Below are 3,341 nucleotides of genomic sequence, written 5' to 3' on the forward strand. Positions count from 1 at the left end.
TTGCGCACCTTGTCGAACAAGGTGGTCTTGGCGATGCCGAGCGCTTCGCTCGCGCGGCTCAGGTTGCCCTCGTGCCTGCGCATGGCGTCGGCGATCAGCGCGCGTTCGAACTGCTCCACCGCCTGCGCCAGCGGTAACGCAGCAGGCTCCGCCGTACCTTGGTCCGGGTTGCAGCCCAGCCCCAGCACGTGACGTTCCGCCAGGTTGCGCAGTTCGCGCACATTGCCCGGCCAGGGATAGGCCATCAGCGCGGCCAGCTCGGTCGGGGTGGCGGGCAGCGCCTCGCGCTCGAAGCGCAGCGCGGCCTGGGCGACGAAATGTTCGAACAAAGGTGGCACGTCCTCGCGGCGCTCGCGCAGCGGCGGCAGCTCCAGGGTGACCACGTTGAGGCGGTAGTAGAGGTCGGCGCGGAATTGGCCGGCCTGGGAAAGCGCTTTCAGGTCCGCTTTGGTGGCGGCCACCACGCGGGTATTGACCGCCACCGGGGTATTGGAGCCCAGCCGCTCGACCACGCGTTCCTGCAACACCCGCAGCAGCTTGATCTGCATCTGCATCGGCATGCTCTCGATCTCGTCGAGAAACAGCGTGCCGCCCTCGGCATGCTCGATCTTGCCGATGCGGCGCCTTGCCGCGCCGGTGAACGAACCGGCTTCGTGGCCAAAGATCTCGCTCTCGAACAACTGCTCGGGCAGGCCGCCGCAGTTGATGGGGACGAAATGGCGCGCACGGCGCGAGCTGGCTTCGTGCAGGCAGCGCGCCACCAGTTCCTTGCCGGTGCCGGTCTCGCCGTGGATCAGCACGTTGGCCGCGGTATCGGCCAGGTCGGCGATCAGTTTGCGCAGCCGTTCGATGGCCGGCGAATGGCCGATCAGGCGCGCATCCAGCGTATCGCGCCCGGCCAGTTTCCTGCGCAGCTCGGCGACTTCCAGCACCAGGCGGCGCTTTTCCAGGGCGCGCTGCGTCACCTCGACCAGCCGCTCGGGCGAAAACGGCTTCTCGATGAAGTGATACGCGCCTGCCTTCATCGCCTGCACGGCCAGGTTGACGTCGCCGTGGCCCGTGACCATCACCACCTGCAGCCCGTCGTCGCGCACCCTGAGCTCGTGCAGCAGCGCCATGCCGTCGATGCCCGGCAGGCGGATGTCGCTGATCACCACGCCGGGAAAGCAACTGCCGACTTCGCGCAGCGCGGCTTCCGCGCTGCCCACGGCGCGCGTGGCGATGCCTTCCAGGCGCAGCGCCTGCTCGCAGCCCAGGCGTACGTCGGGATCGTCCTCGACGATCAGTACCGTCAGATCGCTTGTGCTAGGCGCCATGTCCATTTACCTTTTCTGTTTCCTGACGGGCCAGCGGTAGCGCCAGCGTAAAGCAGGCGCCGCCGTCGGGGTGGTTGCTCGCGTCGAGGCTGCCGCCGATCTCGTCCAGGATGCCGGCCGACAGCGTCAGGCCAAGGCCGAGTCCCTGGCCCGTGGGCTTGGTGGTGAAGAAAGGCTCGAACAGGCGCGCGAAGGCTTCCTCGGACAGCCCGGGGCCGCTATCGCGGATGGTCAGGCGCACGTTGCCGCCTGTCAGATGGGTGCGCAGTTCCAGCCGCGGTCCGGTGCTGCCGGACAGCGCGTCGAGCGCATTGCCGATCAGGTTGACCAGCACCTGCTCCAGCCGGTTGGGGTCGCATGCCACCACCAGGCCGGGGTCGATTTGCCGGACCAGTTCCGGACGCACCTCCTGCAGGCGTGTGTCGAGCAGGAACAGGGCGTTGTCCAGCGCGTCGTCCAGCGGCGCGGTGCGGCTGCCGTTGCCGGGCTTGCGTGCAAATGACTTGAGCGCGCCGGTGATGCGCCCCATGCGCTCCACCAGCCCGATGATGGTGCCGAGGTTGGCCTGCGCGGTGGCATTGTCGCCGCGCGCCAGGAACTTCTGGGTATTGCCGGAGAGTGTGCGCAGGGCCGCCAGGGGCTGGTTGAGCTCGTGGGCGATGCCGGTCGACATCTGGCCCACGGCGGCCAGCTTGCCGGCCTGCAGCAGGCCGTCCTGGGCCTGGCGCAGCGTGGCTTCGGCGCGGATGCGCTCGCCGATCTCCGCCTGCAGCTGCTGGTTGGCGGCGGACAGGTCGGCGGTGCGTTCGGCCACCTTGCGTTCGAGTTCGCCGTTGGCGGCTTCCAGCGCGGCGCGCGCGGCCAGCCGCTCGCTCGCGATGCGCCGGCGTACGTTCCAGGCAGCCGCCAGCAGCAGCAGGAATGCCGTCAGCACGCCCGCCAGCGCGGCCGTGTTGAGCGCGGCCACGCGGGCCTGGGAGGTATTGGTGAGCAGCGTCAGGTGCCAGTCGGTGCCGACCAGCTCGGCGTTCTGCGCCAGCATGGGGGGGCCGCGCCGCAGGCGCACCAGCGTGTCGCTGTCGGATAGCTTGCGCACCGTCGTCAGTTCCAGCTGCGGCAGCGGCGCGCGGTTGTACTGCAGGTTGCGCAGCAGCCGTTCGCGCAGCTCAGGCGCGAGCGGCTTGAGCGTGGTCAGCTTCAGGGAGGGATCGGAGGCCAGGATCACCACGCCGTTCTCGTCGGTCAGCAGCATCTGGGTGTCGGCGCCCTGCCAGCGGTTCTCCAGGGGCTCCAGGCCGACCTTGACCACCGCCACGCCGCCCGGCTTGTTGCGGTCACCGAGCGGCGCGGAGAGGTAGTAGCCGGCCTCGCTGCGCGTCGTGCCGACCCCGTAGAAGCGGCCCAACTGGCCTTCCATGGCGTCGGCAAAGTAAGGGCGGAAGAGGAGGTCTTCGCCCATGTAGCTGTCGGGGCGTTGCCAGTTGCTGGTGGCGAGCACGCGGCCACTGGCATTGAGCACGTAGATGGTGCGCGTGCCGGCGCGGGCGTTGAGCGCGGCCAGGTACTGGTTGGCGGCCTCGACCCGTGCCCGGTCTTCCGGGTGGGCCAGCAGCGCGGCGATCTTGTCGTCCAGCGAGAGCAGGCTGGGCACGTAGTCGTAGCGCGCCAGCTCGCTCGACAGGGCCTGTCCATACAGGTGCAGCTGCACCTGGCCTCGCTCGCCTTGGTGCGTCAGGGCGTTGTCGTAGCTGTAGCGGTAGCCCAGCGAGCCTGCCAGTCCGACCAGCACCGCCAGTGCCAGCATGGCCAGCAGGGGCACCCACTGGCGCAGGCGGCCTGGGCGGCTGGGGGAGTCGTGCGGGGTACCTTGGGTATCGAGCGGGCCGGTCATGGGGCGGGCGGAGTGCGCAAAGCGAAGAGGGATATCGAGCGCGGGCAATCAATCCGACGGGTTAAGGCTGGGGCGCGGGCAAAAAGTGCGGTGGCGGCGCCCGCGGCGAGCCGTTGTTTTACCATATTGCGCAA

The 3,341-nt window shown here is 69.1% G+C and carries 2 protein-coding genes; both read right to left on the reverse strand.

Annotation, left to right across the window (positions count from 1 at the left end):
* Positions 1–1,316, reverse strand: a 1,316-nt coding sequence (locus P3W85_RS44840; RefSeq protein ID WP_276269571.1) for a sigma-54-dependent transcriptional regulator, incomplete at its 3' end; no start/stop codon positions are given.
* A complete protein-coding gene (locus P3W85_RS44845; protein WP_430869730.1) occupies positions 1,306–3,207 on the reverse strand; it encodes a sensor histidine kinase in 1,902 nt (633 codons plus the stop codon). The genes P3W85_RS44840 and P3W85_RS44845, both read right to left, overlap by 11 nt.
* Positions 3,208–3,341: the final 134 nt, after the last annotated feature.

The organism is Cupriavidus basilensis, from assembly GCF_029335485.1.
Lineage (GTDB): Bacteria > Pseudomonadota > Gammaproteobacteria > Burkholderiales > Burkholderiaceae > Cupriavidus > Cupriavidus basilensis_E.